The 25,739-nt window shown below is 60.7% G+C and carries 27 protein-coding genes; 16 read left to right on the top strand and 11 right to left on the bottom strand.

Features of this window, described 5'->3' with window-relative positions; genetic code table 11:
* Window positions 1–15 precede the first annotated feature (15 nt).
* Window positions 16–1,074: a porin gene (locus ACFSNN_RS01905; RefSeq protein WP_134462275.1), complete on the top strand. Its 1,059-nt coding sequence runs from the start codon at window positions 16–18 to the stop codon at window positions 1,072–1,074.
* Window positions 1,075–1,109: 35 nt separating this feature from the next.
* The gene (locus tag ACFSNN_RS01900) at window positions 1,110–2,156 is read left to right on the top strand and encodes a carbon-nitrogen hydrolase family protein (protein WP_134462272.1); all 1,047 of its coding nucleotides are present in this window, start codon (window positions 1,110–1,112) and stop codon (window positions 2,154–2,156) included.
* On the opposite strand, the gene ACFSNN_RS01895 is transcribed toward ACFSNN_RS01900, so the two are convergent.
* The 4 genes from ACFSNN_RS01895 to mdlC form a co-directional block, all read right to left on the bottom strand.
* The gene (locus tag ACFSNN_RS01895; RefSeq protein ID WP_134462269.1) at window positions 2,138–3,115 is read right to left on the bottom strand and encodes an AraC-like ligand-binding domain-containing protein; all 978 of its coding nucleotides are present in this window, start codon (window positions 3,113–3,115) and stop codon (window positions 2,138–2,140) included. The two genes, ACFSNN_RS01900 and ACFSNN_RS01895, sit on opposite strands and share 19 nt — an antisense overlap.
* A 164-nt stretch (window positions 3,116–3,279) precedes the next feature.
* The gene (locus ACFSNN_RS01890; protein ID WP_134462267.1) at window positions 3,280–4,200 is read right to left on the bottom strand and encodes a ketopantoate reductase family protein; all 921 of its coding nucleotides are present in this window, start codon (window positions 4,198–4,200) and stop codon (window positions 3,280–3,282) included.
* A gap of 10 nt (window positions 4,201–4,210) precedes the next feature.
* Complete coding sequence (locus ACFSNN_RS01885; RefSeq protein ID WP_134462264.1) at window positions 4,211–5,662, bottom strand: aldehyde dehydrogenase; 1,452 nt, start codon at window positions 5,660–5,662, stop codon at window positions 4,211–4,213.
* Between the two features lie 37 nt (window positions 5,663–5,699).
* Window positions 5,700–7,322 (bottom strand): benzoylformate decarboxylase, encoded by a 1,623-nt coding sequence (gene mdlC / locus ACFSNN_RS01880; protein WP_134462261.1) that lies wholly within the window; start codon window positions 7,320–7,322, stop codon window positions 5,700–5,702.
* Between the two features lie 401 nt (window positions 7,323–7,723).
* Here mdlC and ACFSNN_RS01875 point away from each other — a divergent pair, with 401 nt between their 5' ends.
* The 4 genes from ACFSNN_RS01875 to ACFSNN_RS01860 are packed head-to-tail and all read left to right on the top strand — an operon-like array spanning window position 7,724 to window position 9,656.
* A complete protein-coding gene (locus ACFSNN_RS01875; protein ID WP_134462258.1) occupies window positions 7,724–8,254 on the top strand; it encodes a DUF4142 domain-containing protein in 531 nt (176 codons plus the stop codon).
* The gene (locus ACFSNN_RS01870) at window positions 8,251–8,583 is read left to right on the top strand and encodes a cupredoxin domain-containing protein (RefSeq protein WP_134462255.1); all 333 of its coding nucleotides are present in this window, start codon (window positions 8,251–8,253) and stop codon (window positions 8,581–8,583) included. Before ACFSNN_RS01875 ends, ACFSNN_RS01870 begins: the two co-directional genes overlap by 4 nt.
* Window positions 8,584–8,602: 19 nt before the next feature.
* Window positions 8,603–9,295, top strand: coding sequence for an RNA polymerase sigma factor (locus tag ACFSNN_RS01865; RefSeq protein ID WP_134462252.1), 693 nt, complete (start codon window positions 8,603–8,605; stop codon window positions 9,293–9,295).
* 10 nt (window positions 9,296–9,305) lie between these two features.
* A complete protein-coding gene (locus ACFSNN_RS01860; RefSeq protein WP_244323060.1) occupies window positions 9,306–9,656 on the top strand; it encodes a hypothetical protein in 351 nt (116 codons plus the stop codon).
* A 102-nt stretch (window positions 9,657–9,758) separates the two neighbouring features.
* Here the strand turns inward: ACFSNN_RS01860 and ACFSNN_RS01855 are convergent, their stop codons facing one another.
* Window positions 9,759–10,787: a GlxA family transcriptional regulator gene (locus tag ACFSNN_RS01855; RefSeq protein WP_134462249.1), complete on the bottom strand. Its 1,029-nt coding sequence runs from the start codon at window positions 10,785–10,787 to the stop codon at window positions 9,759–9,761.
* A 108-nt stretch (window positions 10,788–10,895) separates the two neighbouring features.
* On the opposite strand from ACFSNN_RS01855, the gene ACFSNN_RS01850 reads away from it, so the two are divergent.
* The gene (locus ACFSNN_RS01850) at window positions 10,896–12,005 is read left to right on the top strand and encodes a cis-3-hydroxy-L-proline dehydratase (protein WP_134462246.1); all 1,110 of its coding nucleotides are present in this window, start codon (window positions 10,896–10,898) and stop codon (window positions 12,003–12,005) included.
* A gap of 135 nt (window positions 12,006–12,140) precedes the next feature.
* Entirely contained in the window at window positions 12,141–13,076 is a 936-nt protein-coding gene (locus ACFSNN_RS01845; RefSeq protein ID WP_208949557.1) for an ornithine cyclodeaminase family protein, read from the top strand.
* 277 nt (window positions 13,077–13,353) lie between these two features.
* On the opposite strand, the gene ACFSNN_RS01840 is transcribed toward ACFSNN_RS01845, so the two are convergent.
* From ACFSNN_RS01840 to ACFSNN_RS01825, 4 genes are all read right to left on the bottom strand, one after another.
* Window positions 13,354–13,527, bottom strand: a complete 174-nt coding sequence (locus tag ACFSNN_RS01840) for a hypothetical protein (RefSeq protein ID WP_166799336.1) — start codon at window positions 13,525–13,527, stop codon at window positions 13,354–13,356.
* Window positions 13,524–13,949: a hypothetical protein gene (locus ACFSNN_RS01835; protein WP_244322908.1), complete on the bottom strand. Its 426-nt coding sequence runs from the start codon at window positions 13,947–13,949 to the stop codon at window positions 13,524–13,526. Before ACFSNN_RS01835 ends, ACFSNN_RS01840 begins: the two co-directional genes overlap by 4 nt.
* A 573-nt stretch (window positions 13,950–14,522) precedes the next feature.
* Window positions 14,523–15,464 (bottom strand): DMT family transporter, encoded by a 942-nt coding sequence (locus tag ACFSNN_RS01830; RefSeq protein WP_134462244.1) that lies wholly within the window; start codon window positions 15,462–15,464, stop codon window positions 14,523–14,525.
* A 24-nt stretch (window positions 15,465–15,488) separates the two neighbouring features.
* Window positions 15,489–16,100 (bottom strand): LysE family translocator, encoded by a 612-nt coding sequence (locus ACFSNN_RS01825; protein ID WP_134465533.1) that lies wholly within the window; start codon window positions 16,098–16,100, stop codon window positions 15,489–15,491.
* Between the two features lie 132 nt (window positions 16,101–16,232).
* Here ACFSNN_RS01825 and gcvA point away from each other — a divergent pair, with 132 nt between their 5' ends.
* Complete coding sequence (gene gcvA, locus ACFSNN_RS01820) at window positions 16,233–17,135, top strand: transcriptional regulator GcvA (RefSeq protein WP_134462241.1); 903 nt, start codon at window positions 16,233–16,235, stop codon at window positions 17,133–17,135.
* Between the two features lie 390 nt (window positions 17,136–17,525).
* On the top strand, window positions 17,526–19,277 hold the full coding sequence (locus ACFSNN_RS01815) for a methyl-accepting chemotaxis protein (RefSeq protein WP_134462239.1): 1,752 nt from the start codon (window positions 17,526–17,528) through the stop codon (window positions 19,275–19,277).
* Between the two features lie 202 nt (window positions 19,278–19,479).
* Here the strand turns inward: ACFSNN_RS01815 and ACFSNN_RS01810 are convergent, their stop codons facing one another.
* Window positions 19,480–19,941, bottom strand: coding sequence for a hypothetical protein (locus tag ACFSNN_RS01810; protein ID WP_134462236.1), 462 nt, complete (start codon window positions 19,939–19,941; stop codon window positions 19,480–19,482).
* 650 nt (window positions 19,942–20,591) lie between these two features.
* Between ACFSNN_RS01810 and ACFSNN_RS01805 the strand changes: the two genes are divergently transcribed.
* Genes ACFSNN_RS01805 through arsH form a run of 5 tightly spaced genes read left to right on the top strand, consistent with a single transcriptional unit; the run spans window position 20,592 to window position 23,768 of the window.
* The gene (locus ACFSNN_RS01805; protein WP_069268557.1) at window positions 20,592–20,915 is read left to right on the top strand and encodes an ArsR/SmtB family transcription factor; all 324 of its coding nucleotides are present in this window, start codon (window positions 20,592–20,594) and stop codon (window positions 20,913–20,915) included.
* Window positions 20,916–20,927: 12 nt separating this feature from the next.
* The gene (locus tag ACFSNN_RS01800; protein WP_134462233.1) at window positions 20,928–21,404 is read left to right on the top strand and encodes an ArsI/CadI family heavy metal resistance metalloenzyme; all 477 of its coding nucleotides are present in this window, start codon (window positions 20,928–20,930) and stop codon (window positions 21,402–21,404) included.
* Between the two features lie 23 nt (window positions 21,405–21,427).
* Window positions 21,428–21,922, top strand: coding sequence for an arsenate reductase ArsC (locus ACFSNN_RS01795; protein WP_134462230.1), 495 nt, complete (start codon window positions 21,428–21,430; stop codon window positions 21,920–21,922).
* 22 nt (window positions 21,923–21,944) lie between these two features.
* Complete coding sequence (gene arsB / locus ACFSNN_RS01790; protein ID WP_134462227.1) at window positions 21,945–23,015, top strand: ACR3 family arsenite efflux transporter; 1,071 nt, start codon at window positions 21,945–21,947, stop codon at window positions 23,013–23,015.
* A 30-nt stretch (window positions 23,016–23,045) separates the two neighbouring features.
* Window positions 23,046–23,768: an arsenical resistance protein ArsH gene (gene arsH / locus ACFSNN_RS01785; protein WP_134462224.1), complete on the top strand. Its 723-nt coding sequence runs from the start codon at window positions 23,046–23,048 to the stop codon at window positions 23,766–23,768.
* A gap of 112 nt (window positions 23,769–23,880) precedes the next feature.
* Here arsH and ACFSNN_RS01780 read toward each other — a convergent pair whose 3' ends face one another.
* Window positions 23,881–24,102 carry a DUF6434 domain-containing protein gene (locus ACFSNN_RS01780; RefSeq protein ID WP_134462221.1) on the bottom strand — a complete coding sequence of 74 codons (222 nt, stop codon included), beginning with the start codon at window positions 24,100–24,102 and terminating at the stop codon, window positions 23,881–23,883.
* Window positions 24,103–24,652: 550 nt separating this feature from the next.
* Between ACFSNN_RS01780 and ACFSNN_RS01775 the strand changes: the two genes are divergently transcribed.
* The gene (locus ACFSNN_RS01775) at window positions 24,653–25,714 is read left to right on the top strand and encodes a class I SAM-dependent methyltransferase (RefSeq protein WP_134462218.1); all 1,062 of its coding nucleotides are present in this window, start codon (window positions 24,653–24,655) and stop codon (window positions 25,712–25,714) included.
* Window positions 25,715–25,739: the final 25 nt, after the last annotated feature.

Genomic DNA, 25,739 nt, shown 5'->3' with positions numbered 1-25,739 from the left:
CATCGGAGATCTTCAATGAAAATGCTTCATCGGCCGTCAGCCGCTTTTCTGGCCGTGGCGGTTCTGGCGGGCACATCCACGCACGCGCTGGCTCAATCGAATGTCACGTTGTATGGCATCGTCGATTCGGGTCTCGTCTATCAGACCAAGTCCTCCGGCAACGCCGGCGCTCTGAAGGGAGCACTCGATGGCGGGTGGGCGCCCTCGATCTGGGGACTGACAGGACAGGAGGACATTGGAGGCGGGACCAAAATCGGCTTTGCGCTCGAGAACGGTTTCTCGACGACGACCGGTCAGTTCGGCAACTCCAACGGCGGCATTTTCGGCCGCCACGCATATGTCCAGGCAACGGGCAGTTTCGGCGATATCAAGGCCGGCCTGCAATTTTCGCCCTTCTTTCTGGCGATCGGCGGCCGCGACCCGCGCGCCATGTCCAATTTCGCGAGCGCGTTCACGGAGTATCTGGGTAAGGTCGGAATCAACGGGATTTTCGATTCCAACTCGCTGGTTTATACGTCGCCCACATTCGGCGGTTTGACCGGCAGCGTTCAGTACGCGCCGGGCGGAATCGCCGGCAGTAGCGTCAAGGGTCGCCGCCTTTCCGGCTCGCTGGTCTATTCGACCGGCCCCTTCTCCGCCGATGCCGCGTACTATCAGACGAAAGACGCGACGACCAGCGCGACCGCGATTGACGGCGCCACGCTAGGCGCGTCATATTCGTTTGAGTCGGTGACGGGTTACGCGCTCGCCATTCGCCTGCGCAATAACGAGGCTCCAGGCAGCCCGAACTACATGGTCTACGGTGGAGGACTATCCTGGAAGCCTGCATCTCCGATTCTTGTGGATTGCGGCGTGTATTACTCGAAGGACCGATCGGCGAGCGGCAGTCATTCGCTGATGTATTCCGTGGGCAGCATGTACTCGTTGTCGGCGCGGACGTCGCTCTACGCGCAAGTCGCCCTGGTCAACAATCACGGCGGCATGGGAACGGGTGTCGCGGCAAACGGCGACCTCACCCAGATCCCGAACGGCAATACGCTGGCTGCGTCGGTCGGCATTCAACACCGGTTCTAGTCTGGACGGCGTCCAGATCAATAAGAGGTACTCAAATGGCACTAGAACATCCGAAGTATGTTGCGGCCGTCGTTCAGGCCGCGCCGGAATTCCTGAATCTCGACAGAGGGATCGAAAAGACGATCGCATTGATCGACGAAGCGGGACAAAAAGGGGCGGCACTGATTGCATTTCCGGAAACCTGGCTGCCCGGCTATCCGTTTCATGTCTGGCTCGGGCCTCCCGCATGGGCACTTGGCTCAGGTTTCGTCCAGCGCTACTTCGACAATTCGATGACGTACGACAGTCCGCAAGCCGCCGCGCTCAGGGACGCTGCCGCGCGCAACCGGATCACAGTGGTATTGGGCTTGTCGGAGCGAAGCGGTGGCAGCCTTTATATCGCGCAGTGGATCATCGGCCCGGACGGCGCGACGATCGCCACGCGCCGCAAATTGCGGCCGACTCATGTCGAGCGCACCGTATTCGGCGATGGCGACGGCAGCGATCTGGCCGTGCACGATCTCGACATCGGCCGCGTCGGTGCGTTGTGCTGCTGGGAGCACATTCAGCCGCTGACCAAATACGCGATGTATGCGCAGCACGAACAGGTGCACGTCGCGGCCTGGCCGAGCTTCTCCATGTATGAATTCGCGCCTGCCCTCGGCCATGAAGTGAATAACGCGGTCAGCCGGGTTTATGCCGTTGAGGGCTCGTGCTTCGTGCTCGCGCCGTGCGCGGTGATCAGCGAACAAATGGTCGACATGCTGTGCGACACGGCAGACAAGCGTGCGATGATCCGCGCCGGCGGCGGACACGCTGTGGCGTACGGGCCGGACGGAGAATCGCTCGTCGAGAAACTGCCGGAGGCGGCGGAAGGGTTGCTGTACGTTGACATCGATCTCGCGCGCATCTCGCTCGCGAAAGCGGCAGCGGATCCGGTCGGGCACTACGCGCGCCCCGACGTCCTGCGACTCTGGTTCGACAAGCAACCGCGGCGGTGCGTGGAGCATCCTGGCAAAAACGATGCGTCATGCAGGTCGCAGTTGCCGGTGCGGGATGGCATACCGAATGACGCCGACGACCATCAAGACGCCGTCGACTGATGAATTAGCCGGTATTCGCGCGGCGTTTTCATGTAATGAGCACGAAACGCTCGACTGAAATGCGCCGCGCTCGCGAATCCCCAGGTTCCTGCAATCTGCTCGATCGAGCAATTTGCATAGCATTTCAGCGAGAGCCACTGCGCGCAATGCTCTAGCCGGGCGACGAGAATCATGCGGCCGATGGTGGTTTCATCCTGCTGAACGAGGCGATGAAGATAGCGTGCCGACAAACCCAGCGCTGCCGCGGCCATATCGGCGTTCAAATCGGGGTGACGCAAGTTGTTCGCAATGAACTGACGCAATTGCTGCAAGTGCATCGAATGTAGATTCGTTCGAGGGCCGGGGCGGACTTGCATCCACTCCGCCAGCAACCCGCCGACCATATCAGCGGCTGTCGTGGAAATTTGTGGCGCACACGGTGAACCGGCTAGCCGGTCGCGTTCGGCGCACAGTGTGATGAGATGTTGAGCCACGAGCATGCCCAGGCCCTTGGTGCCGGAAATCGTATGCGCGACGAAGGTGTCGCGAAGCGGAATCCGGTACGTGACAAGTGACATCGGGAACCGTATGCAGATTTGGTCGAACGGCTCGGAGAGCTCCCAGCGAAACGGCCTGCGCGAGTCGAATAAAACAAGGTCGTGATGCTCGACCGATGCGCAACGTCCGTCCTGAATGAGCTTGCCTGCACCCTGCAGCTGCAGACTGGCAAGGATGTAGTCTCCGTCCGTCCTGGAGACCGACGCGACATCGTGTTCGGCGACATGCCTTCCGCCAGCAATTCGTGAGATGCAGACATCGGCGATGGTCGCGCTTTGTATGCTTCCGGAGAAGTGAGCTTCTCGCTCGTGCGATATCGCAAGCGGAACGCAGCATTGAGCCGCCGCCGCCTCCCATCTGGCGAGCGATACGAGCGATTCGCCAACACGGCAATTCGCGTTCGAGGTATCGGGCGATCCCATTTTTCGACCTTCCCAGGGCAGTGCCCTTATGTTCGAAATGGCCGCCTGCAGGCTGCGCTACGATCCGCGCCGCGGCCGGCTGCGTAAATGTGTCGACGTACGCTCAACGGCGCGCACGCCGACACGCAACATGCGCTTCAATGCGGGTTTGTCGCTCTGTGCGGCTAACGTGCGCGGGCATCGACGAGTCTGACGAGGCTTGCCAGGCAGTGCGTATACGGCACGTCCACACCGACCTTGCCGGCGGCCTCGATGACCGCGCCGTTGATCGCTTCGATCTCGGTACGGCGGCCGGCCAGCACGTCCTGAAGCATCGACGGGCGGTGCGCGCGATGATGCGCGAGCGCGTCGCGGACATTCGACGCCACATGCGCTTCATTTGCCGCGACGCCGTGAGCTCGCGCGACGGCCATGACCTCCGAAACGATTTTCAACGCGAGTGCTTCGCCATCGGGGATGTTGGTCAACTCGCCGACCATACATTGCGTCACTGCACACAGGCTGTTGAGCGCAGCATTGAACGCAACCTTCTCCCAGATTGCAGCCCAGACGTTGGAATCCACATGACACGCGAGGCCGGCGTCATTCAACGCCTGCACCGTCTGTTCAAGCGCTCCCGTATGCGAGCCGTCCGCACTCATCAGGCGGATCGCACCCTGGCCATGCGAGCTGACGGCGCCAGGCTCCGACTTGTCCGCGGGCCAGGTGGTCACACCGATCATGACCCGATCAGGCGCTGCGGATCGGGCCAGTCTTTCAGCGTTCCCGAGGCCGTTCTGCAACGACAGAATGGCGGTGTCGGGGCCGAGTATTCTGCTTGCGGCAGCGAGCGCGGCTTGCGTATGCATAGTCTTCGTAAAGACGATGACAAGGTCGACAGGCTGCGTGGCTTCTTGCGGCCTCAGCGCGACGAGATTGCGCACGACCTGTTCGCCGGAATCGGTCGAAAGCCGCAGGCCGTTGTTGCGAATCGACGCGATATGCGCCACGTCGATATCGAGCAGACTGACCATATGACCCGCCAGCGCGAGGCGGCCACCGAAGAACGAGCCCATCGCGCCAGCGCCCAAAATTGCGATCTGCATGATGCGCTCCTCAGAACGGATAGTGGCGCGGAGTGGTCTGCAGCGTGATCCATCGCAAATCGGTGAACTCGGCAATCCCCGCGTGGCCACCGAATCTCCCGAAACCGCTGTCCTTGACGCCCCCGAACGGCATTTGCGCCTCGTCGTGCACCGTCGGCCCGTTGATATGACAGATGCCCGACTCGATCCGTCGAGCGACGTTCATCGCTCGCGCGCTGTCACGGCTGAATATGGCTGACGCGAGGCCGTAAGGGTTATCGTTCGCGCAGGCAATCGCCGCTTCCTCGCCGCGCACACGTACGATCGGCTTCACTGGACCAAACGATTCGTCGTGATAGATGCGCATGGCCGGCGTGACGTGATCGAGCAACGTAGCCGGCATGAGTGTGGTCTCCGCCTTGCCGCCGCTTACCAGCGTTGCGCCGTGCGCGAGCGCATCGTGGATCAGCGCGTTGCAGCGCTCGACCGTACTCATGTCGACGACCGAGCCGAGCACCACCGGGCCTTTTCGAGGATCGCCGAGCGGTAGCGCGCGCGCTCGCGTCGCGAGCCGGTCGACGAATGCATCCGCGATCTGTTCGTCGACGATAATGCGCTCGGTCGACATGCAGATTTGTCCCGAGTTGGCGAATGCACCGAAGATGGCCGCATCGACGGCTGCGTTGATGTCGGCGTCGTCGAGCACGATGAACGGCGCCTTGCCGCCGAGTTCGAGCACGGCCGGCTTCAAATGGCGGGCACATTGTTCCGCGATCAGACGCCCAACGCGCGTCGAACCCGTGAAGTTCACCCGCCGGACTTTCGGATGGGCAACCAGCGCGTCGACGATTTGCGGTGCGTCCGCTGGAGCGTTGGTCACGAAATTGACCGTACCGGGCGGCAATCCCGCCTCCTGCATGGCCTCGATGATCAGACCGTGGGTGGCGGGACACATCTCCGAGGCCTTCAATACCACGGTGTTGCCGCATGCAAGCGGCAGTGCGATCGCGCGCACACCGAGGATGACGGGTGCGTTCCATGGCGCAATGCCGAGGACGACGCCCGCCGGTTGGCGCATGCCCATTGCGAGGCTGCCGGGGACGTCCGACGGGATCAGTTCGCCACCGATCTGCGTGGTCATCGCGGCGGCTTCGAGCAAGCCCTGTGCTGCAAGGTGTACGTTGAAACTCGCCCACAGGCCGGATGCGCCCGTCTCGGCCGCCATTGCCGCTGCAATGGCCTCTAACTTTGCTTCGAGTGCGTGGGCCGCCGCAGTCAGCAGTTCGCGCCGCCTGAGCGGACCGAATCCCGACCAGACGGGGAACGCACGGGCCGCCGCGTCCACCGCTGCCTCTGCATCCTCCACGCTCGCGGCGGGCGCGCGCGACGCCAGCGCACCATCGAGCGGACTGCGCCGCTCGAAGATGGCGCCGTTGCGCGCCATGACCTGCTCACCGCCGATCAACATCGACACTGTCTTCATGGTTTGTCTCCTGGATTGTTCGAAGGTCAAAAGCTGGTTATGCGACCACGATTTCGACGAGCGACGGAACGCTTGACGAGAGCGCGTTTCGAAGCGCGTCGCGCAGGCCGTCCGCATGGTCCAGACGCTCGCCCGGGCATCCCATGCCGGCGGCGATCTTCACGAAATCGAGACCGGGCAGATCCGTGCCCTGTACAGGGTCTTCAGGACGGAAGCCGAACACCGGCGCGAAGTCCTGTAATGCCGCATAGCGCGTGTTGTTCAGAATCACGAAGGTGACGGGCAGTTGCATCTGCACGGCTGACCAGATGGCCTGGATCGAATACATGCTCGAGCCGTCTCCGATCACGGCGATCACCCGCTCGCCGTGACTCGCCAACGCCACGCCGACGGCGGCCGGCATCCCGAAGCCGAGGCCGCCGCTGTCCATGGTGAGAAACCCGCCCGCGCGCTGAATGGGCAGATACGCCTGCATTACCGGGCGCGCGCTCGGTGCTTCTTCGACGACGATGTTCTCGACACCGCGGATTTCATTCAGTGTCTGCAACGCGAAGGCGACCGACATGCGCTCACCCGGCGCGGGCGGAAGCGCGCGCGGCGGCAACTGCCGGGGCGCAGGCAGCGGCCGCGCGCGCGGCGCCCGGCGTTCGAGCAGATCCTGAATGCCGAGGCGCACATTTCCGACGACGGCCAGCCCCTGCGGCGTCCATGCCGCCGTGCCCGGATCATCGATCAGCTGACACAGCTGTGCGCCCACGGGAACGTGCGGGCCTTCTCCCTCGACGTGATAACTGAATGCCGCAGCGCCCACGGCGAACACCACGTCGTGGCCGTCGAGCAGTTCGACAATGCGCTCGCGCATTGCCGGCAGAAAACCGGCGAACAGTCGATGAGATTCCGGAAAGCTGCAGCGCCCGGTCATCGGCGCGACGTACACGCGTGCGCAATGACGTTCGGCGAGGCGAACGACGTCATCGACGGCACCGGCGCGATCCACGGCGCCGCCCACCACGAAGGCGGGGCGCTCGCATTGATCGAGCAGGTCTCCAATCTGCGCGAGCGCTTCGGGCGCCGGACGTGTGACGTGCGAAACGACGCGCTCGGGCAGCGGCTCGGCGGGCTGGTCCCAATCGTCGACAGGAATGGACACGAACACGGGTCCGCGCGGCTCCTGCATCGCGATCGCCCATGCGCGGGCGATGGCAAGCGGCACGTCCTGGGCTCGCGCCGGCTCGATGCTCCACTTCACATAGGGCTTGGGGAGTTCCGTGGCGCTCGTGGCCGAGAGAAACGGATCGAACGGCAGGATCGAGCGCGCCTGTTGCCCAGCCGTAATCACCAGCGGGGTTCTGTTCCGGAAGGCAGTAAAGATGTTGCCCATTGCGTTGCCGACCCCGGCTGCCGAATGCAGGTTCACGAGGGCGGCCCGCCCGCTCGTTTGCGCATACCCGTCGGCCATGCCGACGACAACCGCTTCCTGCAGTCCCAGCACATAGCGAAAATCAGCGGGAAAGTCGCGGAACATGGGTAGTTCTGTCGAGCCCGGGTTGGCAAACACGGACGTCATGCCGACGCGACGCGCGAAATCGATCACCACGTCGCGGACCTTCATATCCTGCGTGCCAACCTGATTGCCATGCGGTGGAAGGCTCTGCGCCATTGAAGTCTCCTGTCGTTCAGAACGGTCTTGGTCTACGGATTATCGGAACATCCGGGAGAGTCCGAAATTGCCGATTTCACAAAAAGGCATTACTTTTGGGCATGACCTTTAATCTCCAGCAGTTTCATGCAGTCGCCGTGATTGCATCGTCGGGCAGGCTCGGGCGGGCGGCACCGCACCGTTCGAGCACATGCAGCAGGTGTTCGTCGCAAACGGGCTCGGATTGCCGAACGTTGAGGTTCGATCCCCCACGCCCGCGACGGCGGCTTTCGAGGGTACATCGGTCACTCGTTCCGATTTGGGAACAGCCTTCTCGCTCGTGACATCTATTTCCTCAAACGCAGGCGAGACGCCAGTCATTCGCCAGGAAGAGCACACCGTCCACCGTCGAGGAGGCTCACATGAAAACCATCCGTTGGGTGTTGCTCGCCGCGTTCGCATTCGCGAGCGCCACCGCGTTGGCCCAAGGTTCGACCCCGACCGATCCCCAGATTGCCGCCATCGTCGTCGCAGCGAACCAGGCAGATATCAATGCTGGCAAGCTCGCCGAATCGAAGACGCATTCGAAAGATGTCAAAGCATTCGCGCAGCGCATGGTCGCCGACCATACCAGTGTCAACCAGGCGGCCTTCGATCTCGTGCACAAGCTCGGCGTCACGCCCGAAACGGACCCGACCAGCGACAGCCTCAAGCAAGGAGGCGAGGCCAACATCGCAAATCTAAAGTCGCTGCAAGGGGCACAGTTCGATCGCGCCTATATCGATCATGAAGTCACCTATCACGAGGAAGTCATCGACGCACTCGACAAGACGCTGATCCCCAGTGCGCAAAACGCTGAACTGAAGGCACTGCTGGTGAAAGTCAGGCCGGCGTTCCTCGCGCATCTGGACCACGCAAAGCGCGTGCAGGCGTCGTTGGCGAACGCGCAATGAGCCGCTTACATCGCTTCGCGCTGGCCGTCTGTGCAATCACGTCCGTGGCCGGCGCCAAGCCGGCGGCCGCGAGCACCCATGTCGTCACGATCGAGCAAATGCGCTTTGATCCGCCGACGCAGACGGTGCATCGCGGGGACAGCGTCGTGTGGGTTAACAAGGACCTCGTGGCCCATACAGTGAGCGCCGACGCAAGGATATTCGACTCCGGCAGCATCGCACCCGAGGCATCATGGCGATACGTCGTGAGCGAGCCCGGTCGTTATCCGTACAAGTGCCTGTTTCATCCGACGATGCATGGCACACTGATCGTCGAGCCAACACCATGACTGAGCCGGAGGCGGGAACATGGCCGACGTGTACTCAAGCAGACTGACGGACGCCGACGCGGAGATTGTGCGCCGCATCCTGGCAGGTGACCTCGCGGCTTTCGAACTGTTGATGCGACGCCACAACCGGCGCCTATACCGGCTTGCCCGCGCCACGCTGCGCAATGACGCCGACGCGGAAGACGCCTTGCAGGACGCGTATTTGAAGGCCTTCAGGGCGCTCGCGCAGTTTCGCGGCGATGCAACTCTCGCCACGTGGCTCTCGCGCCTTGTCCTCAACGAGTGTTTCGGCAGGATGCGTCGCGAGGCTCGCCGCCAGAACGTGTTGCCAATGCTGCCGCACTGCCCCGACGACGAGGAGATGTCTTTCGACATGGACCCGATGAACGCCCACGATGACTGCGCCCCCGATCAGGAGGTATCCCGTGCGCAGATCCGCGCGCTGCTCGAACGAAAGCTCGACGCTCTGCCCGTGGGCTTTCGTACGGTGTTCGTGCTGAGATCGGTCGAAGAGATGAGCATCGAAGAAACAGCGGAGAGCCTGGGCATCCCCGAGGCCACGGTACGCAGCCGTCATTTCAGAGCAAGACAGATGCTGCGCGAATCGCTGTCGGAAGAAGTCGAGCGGCTGGGCCCGCAACTATTCGAGTTTGGCGGCAGGTATTGCGACCGCATCGTCGCAGCCGTGCTCGCACGATTGCGGCAGCTGTAGCGTGGTCGATATGCTTCGAGGCCTCTGCACCTTCATCTGCATCGCTTACGCATTGGAAACCAACGCGGGCGTCTTCGCGCAATCCATTCGCATCGAATCCGGAACCTACGGCGCCAACTGCGGCGCGCGCCAAGGCAACGTCACGCGCGATCTCGCCGCACACTGCGATTCGCTCGCGACCTGCCGTTATGTGATCGACGCGACGGCCATCGATGGACGTCAGAATGATTGTGCGGCAGATCTAGTCACCGAATGGTACTGCGGGCCAAACGAGCGTCACATCGCAACGGCTCGTGCCGATACCAACAATGGCAGCTCTCTCGTGTTGACCTGTGTGCAGTCTATGGGCGCAGGCAAATGACCGGCGCCAATCGACGGCACGCGGCCCGCAGCCGCCGTTCAGGCTCGCGACACCGCGACGTCCCTCCGGATATGCAAGCGTCGCTCGCCCCACGGACCCGGCTTAATGCACGCCAAAGTCTGACTGAACCCTTCTCAGCTTCGAGGGGGTGACATTGAATTCGCGCTTGAACCAATGTATGAGATGTGAGCTGTCTGTAAAGCCGCACTCGTACGCGATCTGCGTGATGGACCGGTCGCTGTTGATCACCATCCATTTTGCGGCATTCAGACGCATGCCCCTCCAATACTGAAGGGGTGCGACTCGCAGATGCTTTCTGAAAAGCCGGGTAAGTTCTCGCTCGGTTGTCCCAATCGCTTGTGCGATGCCCGCAATCGAACCTGGCTCAAAGGTTCGTTGCCTCATCAGGCCGACGGCGTTCACGACCCGCCGGTCCGGGCAATGCAGGCCGATCTCCGAGTCGTCCTTCATAGCCTGTATTTCTTCGAATCCCCGATCGGCCATCAAATAGTGAAGTGCCTTGTGCGATCGCGTATTTCCACAGTGGGTCGTAACCAGGTGCATTGCAAGGTTGATCGCCGCAAGACCGCCCGGGCATGTGATGAATCCGCCGTCGACTACTACCGGGGCGTCTGTCACAGCGATGACGTCCGGGAAATTGCTCTGCATCGCCTGCGCGAGCGAGAAGTGAACCGCACATCGTTTTCCGGCCAAATAGCCCAGCTCGGCAAGAATGAACTGACCGGTGCATAGCCCGATGACGGGGACGCGTGCTTCAACGCAGGATTGTATAAATCGGTAAAGCTCGTCGGGGATCGCCTCGGCACTATGGAGCAGGCCGCCGTGCACCACAACGTAGTCATATTCGGATGGATCGTCGAAGAGTCTGGTCGGCACCATCGGGAAACCGCAACTCGATCGGATGGGGGAAAACTCATGGGAGAGAAGGTCCCACGAGCAGTAGATTTGCCTGCTGAAGTCCGATTCGTCTGCCGAGAGTCGCAGAAACTCGACAAAGCACGAAAGGGACATCAGGGTGAAGTCCGGTGTCGGCGCGATACCAATTCTGAGCGGCGCATCGACCTCCGGCGCGGACTTGCCCGGCCGCAGAAAAGAGTAATCACCCCGCATTCGTTGCCTCCATTGCCGTGCCGCCGATTGTCCGAAACATACAATTTTTTTGACGCATGGGCAATTATAGTTTTTGCATCAACACGCAAACGGCACGGAGGCGCCATCTTGAAGATCACGAAAATCTCTCTCTACCAAGTAGACCTACCTCTGAAAGAGGGTTCCTATAGCTGGTCGACATTCTCCTTTGCCTCGTTCGACTCGACGGTGATCGTCGTCGAAACGGATTCCGGACTCTCCGGTGTCGGCGAGATTTGCCCGCTCGGACCGTCCTATCTGCCCGCGTATGCTGAAGGCGCTCGCGCGGGCCTCATCAAGATTGCCGAGGGTCTGATCGGTGAGGATCCGTGCCAGATTGGCCGGATCAATGTCCGCATGGACGATCTTCTCAAAGGTCATCCGTATGTGAAGTCAGCACTGGATATGGCTTGCTGGGACATCCTGGGCAAGGCGACCGGCCAGCCGGTCTACAACCTGCTCGGCGGGCGGTTGCAAGATGCGGTCAAGCTCTTCAAGGTGGTGAGTCGGCAAGACCCCGATGCGATGGCGAAAAAGATCCGGGAGTATCAGGACAAGGGCTTCAAACAGTTCCAGATGAAAGTCGGTGCGGGTGCAGATTCGGATATCGAGCGAATCCGCAAGGTATCTACTGAACTGCGCCCCGGCAATGTCCTGGCAGCAGATGCGAACACCGGGTGGCGGCAGCACGAAGCGCTGCGCGTTGTCAAAGCCATTCGGGACGTCGACATCTACATCGAACAGCCGTGCCCCAGCTATGAGGAATGCCTCACGGTCAGGCAGCATACGGATCATCCAATGATCCTCGACGAATGCATGGAAGACATTCGCCTGCTGATGCGTGGCTGTCAGGACCGCGCGATGGACGTGGTCAACCTCAAGGTGAGCCGGGTAGGCGGTCTGACAAAGGCCAGGCAATTCCGCGATCTCGCCGTGACCATGGGAATATCGCTCACCATTGAAGATTCGTGGGGCGGAGAAATTGCGACTGCCGCACTTTGCCATCTCGCGCACTCGACACCATCCGGTTTTCACTTCCAGTCGTCGGCGTTCCATGAGTACCACAGCCTCACTGTCGCTTCAGGGGGACCGGAACTGAACGACGGCTACATGTCAGTTCCGGCTCAGCCGGGTCTTGGCGTCTCACCAAAAATGGACGTTCTCGGTGATCCTGTTGCCGTCATCGGTCAATCGGCTTGATACGGACCGCGCACGCAGTGAAGCACTCGATTGTCATCGCAATCGAGTGTTCACTCTCTCCAACGCTGCGCAGCAGCGGCTTCTCGACCATTAGTTCAAGAGCTGGACTTTCGCAAAAACAGAGGACGTGAACCGATGAGCGCTGTGATGTTGTCCATGCGAGATATTCGTTCAGTCATGACGTGGGAACGCGCTATTGAGGCACTTCGTGACGGTCACCGCGGGGCGCGGCCTCGCACTGAGGATCTGCTCCTTCAAAGCGGTCCGTTCAGCGTCTTTTCGCGAGGCGTCGTGCTTCCCGGCTATGGGGCGGGCATCAAGGTCTGTTCCATCTTTCCTCCAAATGCAAGTAGAGAAATACCGCTGCCGACCGAGGACGCCATCTTTGTCGTGATCGACGAAGACAAGAAGTCCATCTCGTGCATACTCGATGGCCCGGAAGTCACGCGCTGGAAGACCGCTGCAGACTCGGCGCTTGCATCCGCGATATTGTCGGCCAACGACAGTAAGACGTTACTTGTAATTGGAGCGGGGCCTGTCGCACTCGCATTGGCGCAGGCGCACGTGCATGTCCGACCGTCCGTTGAGCGGATCATGCTCTGGAACCGCACTCCGCAGAAGCTTGATGGCATCGCTCAATCATTGATGCCACTTGGCCGTACGATTGACGTGGTCACGGATGTCAACGACGCGGTATCACAGGCCGATATCATCTCCGCGGCCACGGGCTCCTTCAGTCCGATCATCAACGGTCGGTTCCTGAAGCCCGGCGCACATGTCGATCTGGTCGGCGGCTACCGGCCCGACATGCGCGAGGCAGATGACAACGTGATTGAACAATCCGACGTTTTTGTCGACTTCAGAGAAACCGCCGTCGAGGCTGGAGACATCGTGCAAGCCTTGGCCAATGGCTCGCTGGCTCCAGGCGATATCAAGGGCGATCTTTTCGAATTGGTTCGGGCTGCACCAGAACGAAGCGGAAAGGCGACCGTGTTTAAGAACGCGGGTGGAGCGCACCTGGACCTTCTCATAGCGCTAACCGCTGCCAGAGAATTGGGCGCCGGCGTATAAGGGCAAGGCCGAAGACCTGCTCCGCCCGTCAGAAGCAGTTCAATGAGTGAGGAACGTCTATCGGCTCTGCGTCGCATCGGACGCTTCAAGCGTGCGGCACTGTCGTGCTGGATTAGACCAGAGAAAGATTTTGACCGTGCCGAGAATGCGGCCTTTTGCCGACCGATTGCCTGCCCAGATGCCTTCGCCTAGAGATGATTTGGGCGGCTACGCCGGCTGACCGCTCCTAGCCGCCTCAACCTTTCTTGCGCTCCAGATCGTCTGGCTCCTGCTCGCCTTAAGAGAGAAGATCAGATAGCTCCGTCGGGGAAAGCCGCTTCATTTTCTTTTCGAGCTTGCGATCGTATTGCCGGTCGTTGGGATCTGACGATGCCTGAGCCTTGCGGGCGTATTGCTGGACGAACAGACCGAGTTCACCGGCCAGCCGCGGCTTTGTGCGTTTCGTAGTCATTTGGCGATCTTGCTCTGCTCGCAGTCGTGCCCGGCGCTCGATGGATCGGCGCCGTTGGAGCCATGTTTCTGACGAGCCGCCCATTGATACCGTTCGATCAGCTTTTCGGCAGCGGAGAGCGCCTGGTCACGCCACAGATTCTCGGCAGCCTCAATGCGAACATCCTCGCGTTCTAGAGCATCTGCCGCCCAGTACGCGCGGACGTTGCCGACTGGAAGATCGTCGGTTTCCGACGCAATCGCACGAAACAGCAGAAACTCCGGCTCGTTTTGAACCTTGGTCCAATACGCCAATAGAAGCATGACCCGAGCTGTTTCAATCACGCCAAGGCGACCTTCAAGCAAGTCCAGCGCTCTGGCGCGAATCTTTCGACAGTGTTTGCGCCAAAGCGCTTCGTTCCTGACTCCAGGAGGAATCTTCATCTTTAGTGGATCACGTTTGCGGACGCCGAATCGCATAAATCTCGGTTTTCCAGTCGAGAAGCAATTCGGCGACGCGCCTGGAATGTTCAGGATTCGCTTCTAGGCCCATGCGATCAGTCGCAACGTCGTCGAGGTATGCCGCAATGGGTGACGCGTCCATTCCCTCCTGCAACATCGTGAAACCTTGGGCAGATACCCTTGATATTCGTCGCGTGCAGCCGGACTGGTTGCGACGCCAATTGGGTCCCAGACATAGTACAGAACCTCATCCACTCGCCTGTATAGCTCCAACTCGGCGTCGGCCAATTTCCACCCCATCGTGCCTTTCCTTATTTGCGCACCCGACCATCGACAGGCCAGTACGGCAATTGTCCACAATCCAGGCAACGCCGTCGACCGGCCGCTTCCTGGCCGACTGTACGTATTCGTCTGCCGCGCCGAAAGCTGCCATTGACGAATCCAATGTCAGCTCCAAAGTAAATTCGCGGAACTCATGCTCTCGGCCATGAGCGGTCCTTGGGCTAGCGACTGCAGATGTGCGCTCACCTGTGCTCAGCGGCCCTGGTCGGTGAGTTACTTCCTGGCCGGGCGGTGGGACGTCATGCTCAAGGCCAGACCCGCCAACACCAACGCGACGCCCAAAACAAACGTTGCCCCTATCCGATCGCCGAACATGGCCGATGCGGCCACGACACCGACCACTGGTTGCAGGTATTGCACACTTGCGGCGACGCGCGCGGGAACAACCCGCAGCAGGCTCAACCATATGAAGAGTCCAGCAACTGTCACGACCACGCCAAGATACACGGCGGCCAAGAACCCTTGCGCGGTGACATGAAACGACGAAATATCCCACAGCTCTCGTGCCGTCCACGGTATCAGCGCGATGAAACCAAATAGCGTGCTCCATGCCGCTACGGTGGCGGTACCGTAGGCAGTGGTCAATTCGACGCTCCACACGTAGTAGAACGCAATCGCGAGCGCCGACAACAGAACCCACGTCGCTCCGCCGGCCGTCGTCTGGGCGCTCGTCGTCGCGCCTTCGTGCCCGAGCGCCACAAGCGCGATGCCTGCGAAGGCCGCAAGCAACCCGAGCTGCTGGAGTCCAGACACCGGCTGTCGCAGCCGGAGCGCAGCGAAAAAAACGATGAAGATCGGAATCGTCGCGGAAATGATCGTACCGACCGACGCGGACGTGCCGGCCACACCGAAGGTCTGCGAGACCTGGCCGATGCCTATGCCGAGCACGCCGAGCGCAGCGACCCGAGGCAGCGCACGCCACGGCATCGAATGCTTGCCCACAATGACAAACATCAGCAGCAGCGGCACTGCCACGCCGAAGCGCATCGCGGTGAGTGTCAGCGGTGGCAATGTCTGTAGACCCAGCTTTGTTATCGGGATCGACAAACCCCACATGACGGCTAGCAACAGCAGTGCGCCCAGATTGCGAAGTGTGAGCGTCGAACGAGTTGCCCCGTTGGTGGTCACTGCGGCGACGATGGTTTGATTCGACATAAAACTTTTTGCTGTCACTCGGGTTTAGACGTGCAGAGGCAACACGCCGCCGATCACGACAAAGATGCCGCCGCAGACCCGATTGAATCGTCGACCTACTCGTGAAAGCCAAGGGCGAATGCGGTTGGCCGCGCAGGCAACTGCGTATTCGGCAGCAAACTCGGTTGCGACGTACGTAACGGCGATCGCGACGAATTGGGTTACGAGATTACGTTGCGGATCGATGAACTGAGGCAGCAACGCGCTGAAGAAGAGCAGCCCCTTCGGATTTGTTGCGGAGGACAGAAGCCCAAGCCGGAACAGCGCCCAGCCTCTTGCACTCGTCGGCACATTGTTCATCTCTACCGCAATTGGCGGAGACCGCCACACGCGCACGCCGAGATAGATGAGATAGGCCCCGCCGATCAGTTTGAGCGCCATCAGCCAGAGCACCGACGCCCGCACGAGCGCACCGATGCCGAACATGCACAGCGCGATGACGCCGACAAAGCCGAGCAGCGCCCCCCCGATGGTGAAAAGGGTCTTACGGCTTCCGTACATCGCGCCGTGGGTCATCGCAAGAAGCCCATTCGGTCCCGGAGCCAGCGACATACCGATCGACGTCGCGAGAAAAATGAGCCAGCTATGAAATGCCATTCGTACCTCGTTCAATACTTCGTGGATGCGCCACGGGCGCAGCAGCGCGAACTGATGTTGCGGCAGCGGCAGGCTGCTGACAAACCATTTGTCGTCATATAATGCGTGAGCAAAACTCACGCGTGGCGACTTATGTTCGATCGACTTCCTCCGTTGCAGACCCTGCGAGCGTTCGAAGCAACAGCGAGGCTGCTCAGCATGACACTGGCGGCTGAAGAGCTTCACGTCACGCATGGGGCCGTCAGCCGACATGTGAAGACGCTCGAAACGCACCTTGGCGTGCCGCTGTTTCTGCGCTTGACGAGACGGATCGTGCTGACCGATGAGGGCGCGGAATTTCATGCCGCTGTCGCCCGACTGCTAGGGGAACTGACGCGGGAAGCTGAACGCCTGCGCGGCAATGACGCCGCGTCACGAATGACGATCAGTACCAGCGTGTCCTTCGCAAGCAAGTGGCTGGCGCCGCGCTTGCATAACCTGAAGACTCTGCATCCCGAGCTCGACGTTCATCTCGATGTGACCGATCTGAACGTCGACTTGGAAGACGGGCAGGTCGACGCGGCGGTACGCTACGGCGCGGGACGTTATGCAGGCGTGCAGAGCGAGCGGATTCTCGAAGAATTCGTTAGCCCGGTGTGCAGTCCCCGCTATCGCGACGAGATGGGCGGGCTGCCCGAGCCGGCGAGCCTTTCGCGTTGCACCCTGCTGCACGAGGCGCGAATGCTTGCGGACTGGGAACAATGGTTTGCGGCCGCCGGGGTGGACCGGCGCCGGAGCGTTCGCGGGCCGGCCTACAGTCACGGCAGCATGGCGATCGAAGCGGCCATACGGGGCGAGGGCGTCGCGTTGGGTCGCAGTGTGCTGGTGCGCGACGACATCATGGAGGGACGTCTGGTCGCGCCCTTCCCGCAGATCAGTCTCAAGGCAGAACGCGGATACGACCTCGTGTATCGCGTCGGCAGTCAGAAAAACCCGAAGGTGAACGCGCTGCGCGACTGGCTTTCCGCGGAGGTGCAACGCTTTTTGGCTAGCTGATCCTACTTGTGTGTTTGAAGCCGCGGCAGCAACTTGCGCCAACTCCGTTCGTGTGGGGCGTTGCCTTTTTCGCGGCACTTCAGCAGTTGCAAATTCAAGCCTCGTAGAGGTTCCGGAATCGTCCAATATTCCGACGCGTTCACCGGACACGCGTTCAGCAATCCTATGACGAATGGCGTCGCATTCGCCATTTAAAAAATCAATTGCGCGCAAACCTTTGCGTCAGGCCGTGCAGCGTTTGCCCTCCTTCAGCGATGCGCCAACGCGCCGTAATACCAGATGCATGGGCGTGAAGCTTTTGCCCTGCACTGCCTGAAGCACGCCTTCCGGCATACCCGACCGCTCGAATCCCCTCCCCGTGCACCAACAATTGGCAACTGGAGTTGAAAGATGAATCTCAGCAATCTGTCAGTGAAGGCAAAACTCACGGGAGCTTTTGGCGTGCTGACCGCTGTCGTCCTTATCGTGTCGGGCATTTCGCTGAAGTCACTGAACGATGCCAACGACCGATTCGCAAATTTCGTGTCGGGCGTCAATGCCCGCGCCGATATGGCTGCACAGGTTCGAACCGCGGTTGACCGTCGTGCGATTGCCGCGCGCAACATGGCGCTCGTGACCACGCCGGGCGATTTCGAGTTGGAAAAGGCCGCGGAAGCGCAGGCCCAGATGGATGTCCAGTCGAACATCGCGAAACTTAACCAGATGGCTTCGTCCGCGAACGACGCGACGGAAAAGACCCGCAGCCTTGTAAGCGAAATCAACCGGATCGAAACAGCTTATGCACCTGTCGCCCAGGCAATCGTCGCTCTCGCCGTTAGCGGCAAGCGCGACGACGCGGTGAAGAAAATCGACGACGATTGCCGGCCGCTGCTCGCCGCCCTGGTCAAGGCAACGGACGACTACGCACAATACACGCGCACCCATGAAGCGGAACTCGTCCAACAGTCCGAGGAACATTATGCAGCGCAGCGGAATCTGCTGATGGCGATCTGTCTCGCCGCTGTCGCGTTGGCGGTCGTGGCGGGCATGGTTATCACGCGAGGCTTGCTGCGTGCACTGGGCGCCGAGCCGGTGGCCCTCGGTGAGGTCACACGGCGCGTCGCCGCTGGCGATCTCAGTCCCGTCGCAGGCGCGAAGAATGCGCCGGACGGGAGCGTGCTCGCGTCAATGGGTGAAATGCAGGCAAGTCTCGTCAGCCTGATCGGTCAGGTGCGTACCGCCGCAGACAGTATTGCGACCGGCTCCAGCCAGATTGCTTCGGGCAACGTCGATCTTTCCTCCCGCACCGAACAGCAGGCTGCGTCGCTGCAGGAAACCGCGTCGAGCATGGAAGAGCTGACTTCGACGGTGAAGCAGAACGCGGAGAACGCTCAGCAGGCAAGCTCGCTTTCCGCCAACGCGTCCGAAGTGGCGCTGAAGGGCAACGAAGTGGTGAGTCAGGTCGTCGGTACGATGGGCGAGATCAGCACGAGTTCGACGCAGATCGCGGAGATCACGGGAATCATCGAAGGCATCGCGTTCCAGACCAACATCCTGGCGCTGAACGCGGCCGTGGAGGCGGCCCGGGCAGGCGAACAGGGCCGTGGCTTCGCGGTGGTGGCAAGCGAAGTCCGCAGCCTCGCGCAACGTTCGTCCAGCGCGGCGAAGGAAATCAAGGATCTGATCAACGCGTCCGTCCAGAAAATCCATGACGGATCATTGCTCGCGAATCAGGCGGGAAAGACGATGTCGGAGGTCACGCAGGCTGTCGCGCGAGTGACCGACATCATGGGCGAAATCGCCGCCGCGTCGACGGAACAAAGCCGGGGCATCGAACAGGTCAACCACACGATCACGCAGATGGACGAGGTCACGCAGCAGAACGCTGCGCTGGTGGAGGAAGCGGCGGCCGCATCCAAGTCGCTCGAAGACCAGGGGCGGCAACTTAATAAGGCTATTTCGTTCTTTCGTCTGGAGGCCGGTGCCGTTTTGGCTGTAACGGATGGACAGGCGTCTTCAGTCCATCGTCAGGTGCCGCGCAAACAGCCTGTACGGCGGACCATTGGGAACACCGCGGCGGCGGGCCGTCCGGTCGCTGCGTTGGGTGCCTCGGCAGGCGCGGCAACAACGGCCATGAATAGCGATGGTTGGGACAAGTTCTGAGTTTGGTTGAACGAAGTATTCTGCGGAGCAGGCCATGGAGACAATCGAAAAGATCAGCGTACGCAAGCTTCTTGCTTCTGTGGAGTTTAAGGGGTAGGTTTTCGTGGTCGTTTTGTGAGTGCTTGTGAAGGAGGCGCATGCGCACGCGCGTGTGCATGGCGCCTCGCTTCGTTGATGCTTTTGGTTTACCGCTATCCGTCGATCAGTGCCGCACGGGGACCAAGTGCTGCGTTTGCGTTTTTACGATCGATGCGGTTTTCGCGGGCGTTCTCTTCCGCTTTGCGACGTTGACGGTGGATTGCGATCCAGTCGCGATCTTCGATGCCTCCGCGAGAAGGCGTGTTGCGTGGCTGGCCTTGAGGCGAGTTTGAGAGGCGCCTTTTGCATCGAGTGCAATCACCTGGAAAAGCTCGCGGTCGTTTTCGAGGTCTTGCTGATATTCCTCTGCTGTGTCGACAAGCAGCTCAAGCATGGTCTGGCGACGGCGTCTTTCGTCGCTCGTGATGGGAGGATTCCTACATATCGAGGACGCGAGTGTAATCAGCGTGTTCAGTTGGCTCAATTGCCGGTCGCAGAAGTCGAATGCAGATAGGGCGAGTTTTTCGTACTGAAGTGCGTCGACAGGTGGGCGTGAAGCCGGTTGACTCTTGATGGACTTGGTCATTTTGCGATCTCCCTGATACCTACTTAGATCGCCCGACACTCGCTTTGGGAAGTTGGTGAGCGGGCACGTAGCGGGATTGACAGACCGTGATCGTAACGAAACGGCGAGCCTTGCGGCTCTCCCACTACGACCCGCCCATTGAAATATAGACGTGCAGCAGTAGACGCACGACCCGCTGGGCGGGTGTGCGGTTACGATCGCAGGCTGTCAAACCTGGCCGCCGGGTGTTTCCCGATGGCTTGGTGATTATAAATGAGGTGGGATTATGAGAGGGTAATTGGGCGGGATAAAGGCTTGGTTTTAGATGATCGGACAGGTTAATGATGTCGGCGCCGGTAGGACGAGGGTTTTCCTAGCACGCCGGGCCGGACGGCGCAGCAGTCAAGCCCTGAGGTAATGACCGAACGTCGGCAATTGCTGCCGCCGGGACCGGACGACCGCTACCTCAGCAATGTGGCGGACTGCGGACGGTGGCTTGGCGTCGCCGCCGAGTGACAGCTTTCTCGATCAGCGAACTCACACTCCCGACCCTGAACTGCCCTTCGACCCACCGTCTCGGCTAGGTCCGCTCGCAAAACGATAGCCGTCATTGTCCCGGTGAGCTGCCGCAGCGGCTTGCCTCCGTGCAACATTTCGAATATATTGGAAATATGGAAGACAAAGACGTTATCCGCGCCCTCGCGGCGCTCGCCCACGAACTGCGCCTGCGGGTGTTTCGCATGCTGGTTGTCGCTGGCCCGACCGGCTTGACGCCGGGCGCCATGGCGGAACAGCTCGACGTTCCCAATGCGACGCTCTCCTTTCACCTGAAGGAGCTGATGCACGCGGGGCTCGTCACGCAGGAGCGCGACGGGCGCAGCCTGATCTATCGGGCCGCCTATGACCAGATGAACGCGGTCCTGGGTTTCCTGACCGAAAACTGCTGTCAGGGGCAGCCTTGCCTTGAACCTGGCGCGGCCTCATGCAAATGCTGACGGAGAACCACCATGAAGCGGTTTCATATCCACATCCACGTCGACGACCTCGCAGCCAGTGTCGCGTTCTATTCAAAGCTGTTCGACGCGGAACCGGCGCGCGTCGAGGTGGACTACGCGAAATGGATGCTGGACGATCCTCGCGTGAACTTTGCGATTTCAACGCGCGGCACGAAAGCCGGTGTGGACCACCTCGGCTTCCAGGTCGACGACCCGGCCGAGCTTGCCGAACTCGCAACGCGGGCGGAGGCTGCGGACATGGTCCTGCTCGATCAGGGCGAAACCACCTGCTGCTATGCGCGCAGCGACAAGCACTGGGTTCTTGATCCGCAGGGGATTGCCTGGGAGCTCTTCCATACGCTGGACGGCGCTCCGGTATATGGAGAGAGCAGGCAAACATCGTCGTCGGCAGGGGCAACGTCCTGCTGTGCCCCGAGCGGCAAACCCATTGGCATCCCTGTTAAGCCTGCCGGTTCTGCCTGCTGCTGATCACGCTGCGCACAGACAACACCATGACCACAAACGTACTCATCCTCTGCACTCACAATTCCGCGCGCAGTGTGCTTTCCGAAGGCATGCTGAACCACTGGGCGAAGAAGCTCGGCAAGGACGTGCGCGCGTACAGCGCGGGCAGCGCCCCGAGCGGACGCATCAATCCGTTCGCGCTCGAAGCGCTGACGAACGCCGGTATTGATACGGAAGGCTATCGCAGCAAAAGCTGGGATGAATTCGCGCAGGACGGTGCACCCGAGATGCGCATCGTCATCACAGTCTGCGACAGCGCTGCGACCGAACAGTGTCCGTTCTGGCCGGGCAGCCCTGTCAAGGTCCACTGGGGCTACGCCGATCCGTCGAACGTGCCGGGTGGCGATGAAGGCAAGCGGCACGCATTCGAACTCACGCGCGAAGCGATCGGCTACCGCATGCTGCAACTGCTCACGCTCCCACTCGAAAGTCTGGACAACACCGAGCTGCAGCAGGCGCTAAACGACATCCTTCAGAGCTGAATCCTCTCCATCAAGTCACCCCATGAACACCCCCAATGTTGCCGCTTCGGGGAAGTCGGCCGCGAAACCGGCCATCAGCTTCTTTGAGCGATACCTGACCGTCTGGGTCGCGCTGTGCATCGTCGCCGGCATTCTGCTTGGGCAAGTCCTGCCTGGGGTCTTCCAGGCGATCGGCCGGATGGAATATGCGCACGTCAATCTGCCGGTCGGCCTGCTGATCTGGGTGATGATCATCCCCATGCTCGTCAAGGTCGACTTCGGTTCGCTGCATGAGGTGCGCCAGCACGTTAAGGGCATCGGCGTTACGCTCGTCGTGAACTGGCTGATCAAACCGTTCTCGATGGCATTGCTCGCATGGCTCTTCATCAAGCACCTGTTCGCGCCGATGCTGCCTGCAGAGCAACTCGACAGTTACGTCGCGGGCCTGATCCTGCTTGCCGCCGCGCCCTGTACGGCGATGGTCTTTGTCTGGAGCCGGCTGACCGGTGGCGATCCGCTGTTCACGCTTTCCCAAGTCGCGCTGAACGACAGCATCATGGTGGTCGCCTTTGCGCCGCTGGTCGGCCTGCTGCTCGGCATTTCCGCGATCACGGTGCCGTGGGCGACGCTGCTCACCTCCGTCGTGCTCTACATCGTGATTCCGGTCATCCTTGCGCAGATCCTGCGCCGGGTGCTCCTTGCCAGGGGACAGGCGGCGTTCGATGCCGCGATGGCAAAGATCGGCCCATGGTCCATCACCGCGTTGCTGGCGACGCTGGTGCTGCTCTTCGCGTTCCAGGGCGAGGCCATCCTGAAGCAGCCGCTCGTCATCGTGCTGCTCGCCGTGCCGATCCTGATCCAGGTGTTTTTCAATTCGGCGCTCGCCTACGGGCTCAATCGCGTGGTTGGCGAAAAGCACAACATTGCCTGTCCCTCAGCGCTGATTGGCGCGTCGAACTTCTTCGAACTGGCTGTCGCCACGGCAATCGGCCTGTTCGGATTCAACTCAGGGGCCGCGCTCGCGACGGTCGTGGGGGTGCTGATCGAGGTGCCGGTCATGCTGCTCGTGGTGCGCATCGTCAACCGCTCAAAGGACTGGTACGAGTGCGCCTGAGGAATACAGAAATGATCACAGAGGGCAAACGTGTCCGATTTCACGACTGACCTCCCGCAGGTGGACCCGGCGCTGTTTCGCGTGCCCGATATCAATCGCGTGCAGCCTGCAAAGGCGTCGCCGCATCCGCCGCGTATCCTGCTGCTCTATGGTTCGCTGCGCGAGCGCTCGTTCAGCCGCCTGCTGAGTGAAGAAGCCGCACGCCTGCTCACGGCGATGGGTGCCGAAGTGCGCACATTCAATCCGAGCGGCCTGCCGCTGCCGGACGACGCGCCGGACAGCCATCCCAAGGTTGCCGAGCTACGCGAGCTGGTGCTGTGGTCGGAAGGCATGGTCTGGTGCTCGCCGGAGCGGCACGGCGCGATGACCGGCATCATGAAGGCGCAGATCGACTGGATTCCGCTTTCGGTCGGGGCGGTGCGGCCGACCCAGGGCAAGACGCTTGCCGTGATGCAGGTCAGCGGCGGCTCACAGTCGTTCAACGCCGTCAACCAGATGCGCGTGCTCGGACGCTGGATGCGCATGCTGACCATCCCTAACCAGTCGTCGGTGGCCAAGGCCTTCATGGAGTTCGACGAAGCCGGCCGCATGAAGCCTTCAGCGTATTTCGACCGCGTTGTTGACGTGATGGAAGAGCTGGTCAAGTTCACGCTGCTGACGCGCGACATTGGCCCGTACCTTGTAGACCGGTACAGCGAACGCAAGGAGAGCGCTGAGGAACTGATGAAGCGCGTCAATCAGGCCAGTATCTAAAGCTTGGTGGCCGAAAGCAGTGGGCAATGCGGACGTTCGAATGTCGGGCCGAAAGTACCGGCAAATGTCTGGAAGTGGCCGGGCGCCGCCGTATGCATTCGGCATAGGGTGGTTAAGTTTCGACGCCCGCCTTGCGCAACCTGATCCATTCGTCTGCCACCTCCCCCATGTTCTTGGGTACTCCGCTTTTAATCCAGGCCATGAATGCACGATCGAGCCTGAACGTCTCACCACACTCACTCTTCAGAAATCGACGAACGTTCTGCGTGTTCTTGTAAGTTTCGTCAATTTTGGTGGCCCGGTTAATCGGGTCTCGGTGCCAGTCGAATTTCAAAGAGGCTCCCCTTCTTTAAAGTTGCCGGGAAAGACTGGCTATTGTTAGCGATCTACGCCGCAGCGTCGAGCGGCCGCAATTGGCCGACTGTACTCGTTCAGCACCCCGCACGGTAAGCAGCCACTCGCAGGTTCGCTCGACGCCAACGGTCGCTCCGTGGCGTTCTCGCCGAACGGGTACAACCGGCCACCAATAGCCGGACGCCGGTAGAACTCGAAGCACTGCAGTCGCGGCGATAGCTGCCGTTGACGCGACGCACCCAGAACCGACGCCGTCCGGGTACGCCGCGAGTTGTAGAGGAGGTGGATCCCGCTTCAAATGTATGGAGCGCTTTCAGAACGTCCGAAGTTCGGAACCTCGATTACGGCTATTGACGCAACCTGGGCGAGCGCAATCCGTGGCCTGGGCCTACTACCTTTCAGAATACACCGTGACGTCTATACTTTCGCTTGCTGAGCGAGCGTCGCGAAAGCTGGATGTATTAACTCATTCCTATGCTTCGCATCGGCCTGCCGATCTCTTCTCTTCCGATCTGAACAGGAGACAAGTCATGCTATTCGACGAGCAGAAGGTGCAAGACTTCATGGGGCGAATGGTTGGCGAGTTCGGCGCGGTTGCCGCAGCACCGCTGATCGCATTAGGCGACCGTCTTGGCCTTTACAAGGCGATGGCCGAGCAAGGATGGATGACATCGACCGAAGTCGCCGAGCGCGCCAGCCTCTCTGAGCGTTACGTGCGTGAATGGCTGGCGGCGCAGGCAGCGTCCGGCTTCATTCGTTACGATGCAGCCGCAGGTAAATATCAGCTCGAAAACGAAATGGCGATGTGTTTTGCCGTAGAGACGAGCCCCGCGTTTCTGCCTGGATTTTGCGATTGCGCCGAAGCCATGTTCCGCGATCTACCCAAACTGGAAGCGGCGTTCCGCACGGGACTCGGTGTGGGCTGGCACCAGCATTATCCCTCGCTGTTCAAGGGCACAGAGCGGTTCTTCAGGCCCGGCTACGCCCTGCATCTCATCGGCGAATGGATTCCCGCCCTTGATGGCGTGGAAGCGAAACTGAAGGCAGGTGACGCACAGGTGGCAGACGTGGGATGCGGTCACGGTGTGTCGACGATACTCATGGCGCAGGCTTATCCGAAGGCGACGTTCGTCGGCTTTGACTACCATGAACCCTCTATCCAGCGAGCACGCGAAGCGGCGGATGAGGCGCATGTGTCGGATCGAGTTCGGTTCGAGGTCGCGTCGGCCAAGGAATTTCCGGGAACCGACTATGACTTCGTTGCGTTCTTCGACTGCCTTCATGACATGGGCGATCCAATTGGCGCCGCGGCGCACGTGATCAAATCGCTGAAACCGGACGGTACGTGGATGATCGTGGAGCCGTTCGCGAACGACAAACTCGAAGACAACCTTAATCCTATCGGGCGAATCTATTACTCGGCGTCGACGATGATCTGCACAGGCGCGTCGCTTGCTCAGGAAGGGAAAATGGGACTGGGCGCGCAGGCAGGTGAAGCTCGGCTGAGGGAGGTAGTGACGACGGGGGGCTTTACACGTTTTCGTCGGGCGCATGAGACGCCTTTCAATCTCGTGCTTGAAGCGCGTCCGTGATGGCTGTGCTCGCAGCTGCGGCGTT

It is taken from the genome of Paraburkholderia dipogonis, from assembly GCF_042680985.1.
In the GTDB taxonomy this organism is placed as follows: Bacteria; Pseudomonadota; Gammaproteobacteria; order Burkholderiales; family Burkholderiaceae; genus Paraburkholderia; species Paraburkholderia phytofirmans.
This window is presented reverse-complemented; position numbering and strand designations above follow the sequence as displayed.

What these genes read in the sequence shown, in the direction of transcription:
- gcvA (WP_134462241.1), top strand. Translation starts at nt 16,233, where the DNA reads ATGTTCGATCGACTTCCTCCGTTGCAGACCCTGCGAGCGTTCGAAGCA.
- ACFSNN_RS01775 (WP_134462218.1), top strand. Translation starts at nt 24,653, where the DNA reads ATGCTATTCGACGAGCAGAAGGTGCAAGACTTCATGGGGCGAATGGTT.
- ACFSNN_RS01895 (WP_134462269.1), bottom strand. Translation starts at nt 3,115, where the DNA reads ATGGGATCGCCCGATACCTCGAACGCGAATTGCCGTGTTGGCGAATCG.
- mdlC (WP_134462261.1), bottom strand. Translation starts at nt 7,322, where the DNA reads ATGGCGCAGAGCCTTCCACCGCATGGCAATCAGGTTGGCACGCAGGAT.
- ACFSNN_RS01810 (WP_134462236.1), bottom strand. Translation starts at nt 19,941, where the DNA reads ATGACCAAGTCCATCAAGAGTCAACCGGCTTCACGCCCACCTGTCGAC.
- arsB (WP_134462227.1), top strand. Translation starts at nt 21,945, where the DNA reads ATGAACACCCCCAATGTTGCCGCTTCGGGGAAGTCGGCCGCGAAACCG.
- ACFSNN_RS01830 (WP_134462244.1), bottom strand. Translation starts at nt 15,464, where the DNA reads ATGTCGAATCAAACCATCGTCGCCGCAGTGACCACCAACGGGGCAACT.
- ACFSNN_RS01860 (WP_244323060.1), top strand. Translation starts at nt 9,306, where the DNA reads ATGCTTCGAGGCCTCTGCACCTTCATCTGCATCGCTTACGCATTGGAA.
- ACFSNN_RS01845 (WP_208949557.1), top strand. Translation starts at nt 12,141, where the DNA reads ATGAGCGCTGTGATGTTGTCCATGCGAGATATTCGTTCAGTCATGACG.
- ACFSNN_RS01905 (WP_134462275.1), top strand. Translation starts at nt 16, where the DNA reads ATGAAAATGCTTCATCGGCCGTCAGCCGCTTTTCTGGCCGTGGCGGTT.
- ACFSNN_RS01890 (WP_134462267.1), bottom strand. Translation starts at nt 4,200, where the DNA reads ATGCAGATCGCAATTTTGGGCGCTGGCGCGATGGGCTCGTTCTTCGGT.
- ACFSNN_RS01855 (WP_134462249.1), bottom strand. Translation starts at nt 10,787, where the DNA reads ATGCGGGGTGATTACTCTTTTCTGCGGCCGGGCAAGTCCGCGCCGGAG.
- ACFSNN_RS01865 (WP_134462252.1), top strand. Translation starts at nt 8,603, where the DNA reads ATGGCCGACGTGTACTCAAGCAGACTGACGGACGCCGACGCGGAGATT.
- ACFSNN_RS01795 (WP_134462230.1), top strand. Translation starts at nt 21,428, where the DNA reads ATGACCACAAACGTACTCATCCTCTGCACTCACAATTCCGCGCGCAGT.
- ACFSNN_RS01875 (WP_134462258.1), top strand. Translation starts at nt 7,724, where the DNA reads ATGAAAACCATCCGTTGGGTGTTGCTCGCCGCGTTCGCATTCGCGAGC.
- ACFSNN_RS01840 (WP_166799336.1), bottom strand. Translation starts at nt 13,527, where the DNA reads ATGACTACGAAACGCACAAAGCCGCGGCTGGCCGGTGAACTCGGTCTG.
- ACFSNN_RS01805 (WP_069268557.1), top strand. Translation starts at nt 20,592, where the DNA reads ATGGAAGACAAAGACGTTATCCGCGCCCTCGCGGCGCTCGCCCACGAA.
- ACFSNN_RS01825 (WP_134465533.1), bottom strand. Translation starts at nt 16,100, where the DNA reads ATGGCATTTCATAGCTGGCTCATTTTTCTCGCGACGTCGATCGGTATG.
- ACFSNN_RS01900 (WP_134462272.1), top strand. Translation starts at nt 1,110, where the DNA reads ATGGCACTAGAACATCCGAAGTATGTTGCGGCCGTCGTTCAGGCCGCG.
- ACFSNN_RS01870 (WP_134462255.1), top strand. Translation starts at nt 8,251, where the DNA reads ATGAGCCGCTTACATCGCTTCGCGCTGGCCGTCTGTGCAATCACGTCC.
- ACFSNN_RS01815 (WP_134462239.1), top strand. Translation starts at nt 17,526, where the DNA reads ATGAATCTCAGCAATCTGTCAGTGAAGGCAAAACTCACGGGAGCTTTT.
- ACFSNN_RS01800 (WP_134462233.1), top strand. Translation starts at nt 20,928, where the DNA reads ATGAAGCGGTTTCATATCCACATCCACGTCGACGACCTCGCAGCCAGT.
- ACFSNN_RS01835 (WP_244322908.1), bottom strand. Translation starts at nt 13,949, where the DNA reads ATGAAGATTCCTCCTGGAGTCAGGAACGAAGCGCTTTGGCGCAAACAC.
- ACFSNN_RS01885 (WP_134462264.1), bottom strand. Translation starts at nt 5,662, where the DNA reads ATGAAGACAGTGTCGATGTTGATCGGCGGTGAGCAGGTCATGGCGCGC.